Source organism: Kitasatospora griseola, assembly GCF_014648555.1.
Classification (GTDB): Bacteria; Actinomycetota; Actinomycetes; order Streptomycetales; family Streptomycetaceae; genus Kitasatospora; species Kitasatospora griseola.
Map to the genome: position 1 here is coordinate 347515 of NZ_BMRI01000004.1, position 5892 is coordinate 353406.

The window sequence follows — 5892 nt, forward strand, 5'->3', positions numbered from 1 at the left end:
CCTGGTCCTGACCGGCTGGGTCCTCGCCACCACCGCCGTGGCCGGCGCCACCCGGCTCCTCCAGCGCGGCTGACGAACCGCCCACCGGAAATCCCCTGCGCGGCGGCGGGCCGACGGGAACTACGCTGTCCGCCGTGACTGAACGGCTCCCGCTCTTCCCGCTCAACACGGTCCTGTACCCAGGTCTGGTGCTGCCCCTGCACGTCTTCGAGGAGCGCTACCGCCACCTGGTCGCCGACCTGCAGAAGCTGCCCGAGGACGAACCGCGCCGCTTCGGCGTGGTCGCGATCCGGGACGGCCGGGAGACCGCGCCGGTCCGCGAAGTCGACGGCCCCGCAGGCCCGTTGGACGGCATCGGCGCCCCCGGCGAGGACCCGATGGATGCCCTCCACCCGGTCGGCTGCGTCGCCGACATCGCCTCCGTCCGCGACCAGCCCGAGGGCCGCTACGAACTCCTCGTCACCGGCACCACCCGGTTCCGGCTGCGCGCGATCGACGCCACCGGCCCCTACCTGGTCGGCGACGTCTCCGTCGTGCCCGAGCAGCCCGGCGAGGGCTCCGGCGCGCTGGCCGCCGGCGTCGAACGCGCCTTCCGCACGTACCAGAAGCGGCTGGCCGGCGCCCGCGAGGCCACCCTCAACGGCGAACCCGACCTCCCGGACGACCCGCAGGTGCTCTCCTACCTGGTCGCCGCCGCGACCACCCTGCCGGTGGCCGTCAAGCAGGAACTCCTCGCCTGCCCCGACACCGCGCAGCGCCTCACCCGCGAACTCGAACTGCTCCGCCACGAGAGCGCGGTGATCGCCAAACTCCCGTCCCTGCCCGCCGCCGACCTCACCCGCCAGGCGTTCAGCCCGAACTGAGGACTCCCCCGCCATGCCGAAGAAGAAGACCGCCGGCGGCACCCCCGCCACCGTCGCCCTCGACGCCGCCGCGGTCCCGTTCACCGTCCACGAGTACGCCCACGACCCCGGCGCGAGCTCCTACGGGGCCGAGGCCGCCGAGGCGATGGGCGTGCCGCCGGGCCGCGTCTTCAAGACCCTCCTCGCCGAGACCGACGGCGCCCTCGCCGTCGCCGTCGTCCCGGTCTCCGGCCAACTCGACCTCAAGGCCCTCGCCACCGCGCTCGGCGCGAAGCGCGCCACCATGGCCGACCCTGCCACCGCCGAACGCACCACCGGCTACGTGCTGGGCGGCATCTCCCCCCTCGGCCAGCGCAAGAAGCTCCGCACCGTCATCGACACCACCGCCCTGAGCCACCCCACGGTCTACGTCTCCGCCGGCAAGCGCGGCATGGAGGTCGAACTCGCCCCGGCGGACCTGGTGCGGCTGACGAACGCGAAGACCGCGGAAATCGCACGAGGCTGAGACAACCAGGGAGAGCACCACCAGGGGCGCTGGGGGTACCCCCAGGCGAAGCCGAGGGGGCGGAACTGCGCGAAGGGGAACGCACCTGACCGCAAGATCGCGGCGCCGGACAATGACCTGCACGTGATCGCGACCTTGCGGACGGGCTTCGCGCTTGTCGCGCAGTTCCCCCCGGCCCCTGGTTTCGCGCCCGCTACTGCGAAGTCGCCCAGTACGGCGGCCGGTCCGGTTCCCGCTTGCCGAATGTCGCCGAGAGGGCGAGCAGCACGATGGTCGCCGTCATCGGCCACACCAGGAGCGCGCCGTGGGCGGTGAGCTCCAGGGGGCCGTCGAAGGTGCCTCCGTTGCCGACGGAGAGGGCGTGCGCGCGGAGGTCGGCGGTGGGGCCGAGGCGGGTTCCGAGTTGCCAGCCGATGACGGAGCCGAGCAGGCCGCCGGTGGTGAGGCCGACGGCGACGGCGATGCCGCCGCCGCGGGCGCGGGTCCACAGGAAGGCGCCGAGGGCGGTGACCACGCCGAGGACGAGGCCGAGCAGGGAGAAGACGCCGACGGCGGCGATCTGGGCCTCGCCTTCGGGGTCCCGGTAGAGGATCCGGTTGTCCTGGACCTCGAAGCCGATCCGGGGGGAGAGCCAGAGCCAGAGCAGGCCGAGGACGACGCCGAGGACCGTCCCGGCGACAGCGATGATCGCTCCGATCCGCAGTTCGGGGCCGACCGGCGGCCGCTCGACGGGGGCGGGCGACTGCGTCGGGTGGGGCGGGGCGAACGGGTCCGCCCCGGGCGGCGTCTCACCCGCAGGTGTGTTCGGTACGGTCACGCCCCCATCGTTTCATGGCCGCCCCCGCCACTGTCGATCTCCCGGCGGTGGATGCTCCCGACGGGAACGGGTCAGCGTGCGGCGCGCCGGTACGCCCAGGTGGCGAGCGTCAGCGAGGCGAGGCCGACGGCGCCGCAGACGCCGAGGTCGAGCAGGACGCGGGCCCAGTCGGGGTGCGGGGCGAAGGTGAGGGCGAACGCGTCGACGCCGTAGGTGGAGGGCAGCAGGTCGCGCAGCCACTGCACCGGCACGGGCAGCCGGGAGGCCGGCAGGACGCCCAGCAGCAGGGCCGCGGACATGCCCAACTGTCCGGCGAGGGTGGCGAGTTCCTGGCGGGGGGCGAGCAGCCCGAGCGCCGCGCCGAGGCCGGCCAGCGCCGCTCCGGCGAGCGGGACGACGGCGAGCAGGATCCACAGCCGGCCCATCGGCAGGCCGAACATCCAGCTGCCGGCGGCGGCGGTGACGAACACGCCGGGCACGGTGAAGGAGGCGTACGCGGCGGCGGTGCCGAGGACCACGGAGGCGGGCGGGACGGGCAGCGTCGCGTAGTGGTCGAGGCCGCCGGTGTGGCGGAGCTTCCCGAAGTACTGGGCGAGCAGGTTGAGCGCCACGAAGGCGACGACCAGGACGGCGGAGCCGGCCACCACGGCGTGCGCGGAGGGGTTGTCGCCGGCGTCGACGACGCCGCGCATCATCACCAGGATGCCGATGGACTGGAAGGTCGCGACGAACAGCAGCGGGATCCGGGAGACCTTGGCGCGGGCCAGCTGGGCACGGTAGACCGCGGCGAGCGCGGGCAGCAGCCGGGCGGCGGGGGCCAGCGGCGCGGCCTGGCCGGTGCCGGTGGCGGCGGGGGCGTCGAGCAGGGTCATCGGGCGAGTCCTCCGGGCCGGCCGCCGAGTCGGAGGTAGGCGTCCTCCAGGGTGGGGGTGGCGAGGGTGAAGTCGTCGAGGGCGGCGAAGGCGGGGCCGGTGGTGACGGCGGCGACCAGTTCGCGGGCTTCGTCGGGGGTGGTGCGCACGGTCCAGCGGCGGCCGGTGCGTTCGGCGCGTTCGGCGAGCGCGGCGACGGCGGGTACGCCGATCGGGGCGTCGGTCCGCCAGACCAGGTCGAGCCGGACGTGGCCGTCGACCAGGGCCTTGAGGCCGCCGGGGGTGTCGCAGGCGATGACCCTGCCGCCGTCGATCACGGCGACCCGGTCGAGCACGGTCTCGGCCTCGATGACGTTGTGGGTGACCAGCAGCACGGTGGTGCCGCGGTCGGCGCGGCGGCGGTCGACGGCGCTCCACACGGCGCGGCGGGCGACCGGGTCCATGCCGGTGGTGGGTTCGTCCAGGACCAGTAGCGGGCGGTCGCCGACCAGGGTGGCGGCGAAGCAGGCGAGGCGGCGCTGGCCGCCGGAGAGCTTGGCGAGCGGGCGGTGGGCGAGCGGTTCGAGGCCGAGCTCGGTGATCACGTCGGCGGTCTCGGCGCGGGCGGCGGCGCGGGACAGGCCCCGCAGGCGGCCGGTGGTCTCGGCGGCGAGGGCGACGGTGAGCTCGTCGAGGGCGGTGGATTCCTGGCCGAGGTAGCCGAGCAGCCGGGCGGCCCGTTCGGGGTGGCGGACGATGTCGTGGCCGAGCAGCTCGATGGCGCCGGCGTCGGGGCGGAGCAGGCCGGTGAGCTGGCGGACCAGGGTGGACTTGCCGGCGCCGTTGGGTCCGAGCAGCCCGAAGACCTCGCCGCGCCGGACGGCGAGATCGATGCCGTCGTTGGCCCGGACCTCGGTGCCGCCCGCCCGGTAGGTCTTGACCAGGCCGCTGACGGTGCAGCAGCCCTGAGGTGCCTTGCTCACGACGGAAGACTCTACGCGTCGCACCGGACCTTCCGGGCACGCGGGTCGCGCGGTCGGCGGCGGTCAGCTGTCCTCCAGCACCCCCTGGGGCTGGCGGGTGTCGGGGATCCGGGCGGCCAGCTCCTTCCAGAAGCCCTCCCGGATGGCGTACCGGTCCTGCTCGTCGATCTGGTCCTCCTTGTGCGCGAGCAGGCCGAACCGGGCGGCGTAGCGCAGCAGTTCGCCGTCGAGGCGGTGCGGGATGCGCGGGTGGTCGGTCCACAGCAGGGCGGGGCGGTCGACGGGTGCGAGCCGGTCGAGCCAGCGGCGGGCGAAGACCTGGCCGACCTCCTGCGGGTCGCCGCCGACGATGGTGATGTCCTCCTCGCGGTCGGCCCAGCGCTGGGCGGCGGTGGTGAGGCGGTCCAGGGTGGGCAGCGCGTCGGCGGCGGTGGGGGCGTCGGCGCGCTCCGGCCAGCCGCGGTCGGACGACCAGCGCAGCACCGGCCCGCCGAGTACGGCGGCCGGCGGCGCGGGAACCGGCACCGGGGCGCGCCCGGCCAGGTCCTTGGGGGTGGGGATGACCCGTAACGGGGCGGGCCGCCCGCCGGGCGCGGCGACGGCGGCGGGGACGACGACGGCCCGGGGGCGCGGCGGGGCGGGCAGCACGGCGACCGGCGCGACGGCGGCGACGGGTTCGTGGCCGGTCTCCCGGGGGCGGGCCCAGCGTTCGATCCAGGCGCGGTCGAGCACCCGGCGTTCGTCGGCCTCGCCGACCAGTTCCTCGGACTGGTTGAAGTCGCCGTCGGCGGCCTCCAGCGCCCACAGGTGGACGGCCACGCCGTGCTCCTTGGCGGACGCCACCCCGGGCAGCAGGTCGCCGTCGCCGGTGACCAGCACCACGTCGGCGCAGGCGTGGTTGCGGGCGAGCTCGCTGAGTTCGGCGTGCATCGCGGCGTCCACCCCCTTCTGCACCCAGCGGCCCTCGGCCCGGGTGAGCGCGCCGAGCCGGACGGTCACCCGGGGCAGCACTCTCAGCCGCCGGTGTTCGGGCACCGGTCTGCGGTCGATGGCCGCGTCGAACCAGTAGATCCGCAGCAGCGGCAGCCCGGTCTCCTCCTCGGCCCGTTCCCGCAGCGCGCCGATCAGCACCGGGTGGTCGACGGCGATCCGTGACCGGCCGGGCTCCCCGGCGAGCAGGCTGGCGGCGGCGCCCAGCAGGTAGCCCGCGTCGACCAGGACGACACAGCGGTCCATCTCCGGCACCTCCTCCTCGGCCCGGCGCCGCGGCGGTGGGGACGCCGCCAGGCAGCCCGGCCACCGTTGCGCACACCTTTACCCCTCGTTCGCTCCCCGAACCGCGCCGGAGTTTCCCCCGCGACCCTGGATACTGGGACACCGTGCGGAAAAGTGCGGTGGCGTTGTGCGGAGTGGCGGCGGTCGGAGCGGTCGCCCTCGTCCTGGTGCCCGCGACCGTCCCGGAGACCTCCCGCGGCGACACCTCCCTGGTGTCCGTCGTCGTCAACGGCGGCCGCACCCTCGAACTCGGCCCGACCGAGACCCGGACCTTCCCGGTCGAGGTCACGGCCACCGACCGCTCCGGCATCCGCGCCGTCGACCCGATCGGCCTGTGGGGCCCGAACTACTCCACCCTCAAGGTCGGCCCGATGACCTGCGTCCCCCTGGACGCCACCGGCACCGTGAGCCGCTGCACCGGCGAGGCCACGGCCGCGGCCACCTCCCGCGTCCTGTTCGACGACCAGGCCGGCACCTGGTTCGTGGACCTGCAGATCCGCGCCAACGACGGCGACCGCTACGTGTCGAAGTCGGCCGGCGGCTTCTCCCTCAAACGCACCGCCCTGTTCGACCAGGCCGCCGCCCCCACCACCGCCGC

Annotated in this window: 6 protein-coding genes and 1 pseudogene; 3 read left to right on the plus strand and 4 right to left on the minus strand. The window is 75.1% G+C overall.

Annotated features, from left to right (window positions below; all coding sequences use genetic code 11):
* Positions 1–134: 134 nt before the first annotated feature.
* Together IEZ12_RS07625 and ybaK are read left to right on the plus strand one after the other, a co-directional pair.
* Positions 135–863 (plus strand): LON peptidase substrate-binding domain-containing protein, encoded by a 729-nt coding sequence (locus IEZ12_RS07625; protein WP_189271338.1) that lies wholly within the window; start codon positions 135–137, stop codon positions 861–863.
* 13 nt (positions 864–876) lie between these two features.
* Positions 877–1368, plus strand: coding sequence for a Cys-tRNA(Pro) deacylase (gene ybaK, locus IEZ12_RS07630; RefSeq protein ID WP_189271339.1), 492 nt, complete (start codon positions 877–879; stop codon positions 1366–1368).
* 193 nt (positions 1369–1561) lie between these two features.
* Here ybaK and IEZ12_RS07635 read toward each other — a convergent pair whose 3' ends face one another.
* From IEZ12_RS07635 to IEZ12_RS07650, 4 genes are all read right to left on the minus strand, one after another.
* On the minus strand, positions 1562–2185 hold the full coding sequence (locus IEZ12_RS07635) for a hypothetical protein (RefSeq protein WP_043913449.1): 624 nt from the start codon (positions 2183–2185) through the stop codon (positions 1562–1564).
* 71 nt (positions 2186–2256) lie between these two features.
* Positions 2257–3057 carry an ABC transporter permease gene (locus IEZ12_RS07640; protein WP_189271340.1) on the minus strand — a complete coding sequence of 267 codons (801 nt, stop codon included), beginning with the start codon at positions 3055–3057 and terminating at the stop codon, positions 2257–2259.
* Positions 3054–4019: an ABC transporter ATP-binding protein gene (locus tag IEZ12_RS07645; RefSeq protein WP_152645140.1), complete on the minus strand. Its 966-nt coding sequence runs from the start codon at positions 4017–4019 to the stop codon at positions 3054–3056. Before IEZ12_RS07645 ends, IEZ12_RS07640 begins: the two co-directional genes overlap by 4 nt.
* Before the next feature lie 63 nt (positions 4020–4082).
* The gene (locus IEZ12_RS07650; RefSeq protein WP_189271341.1) at positions 4083–5255 is read right to left on the minus strand and encodes an NYN domain-containing protein; all 1173 of its coding nucleotides are present in this window, start codon (positions 5253–5255) and stop codon (positions 4083–4085) included.
* Positions 5256–5398: 143 nt separating this feature from the next.
* Between IEZ12_RS07650 and IEZ12_RS07655 the strand changes: the two are divergent.
* Positions 5399–5892 (plus strand): annotated as a pseudogene (locus IEZ12_RS07655) (hypothetical protein); the annotation flags it as partial.

Coding starts and splice junctions, on each gene's coding strand:
- ybaK (WP_189271339.1), top strand. CDS start 877: ATGCCGAAGAAGAAGACCGCCGGCGGCACCCCCGCCACCGTCGCCCTC.
- IEZ12_RS07640 (WP_189271340.1), bottom strand. CDS start 3,057: ATGACCCTGCTCGACGCCCCCGCCGCCACCGGCACCGGCCAGGCCGCG.
- IEZ12_RS07650 (WP_189271341.1), bottom strand. CDS start 5,255: ATGGACCGCTGTGTCGTCCTGGTCGACGCGGGCTACCTGCTGGGCGCC.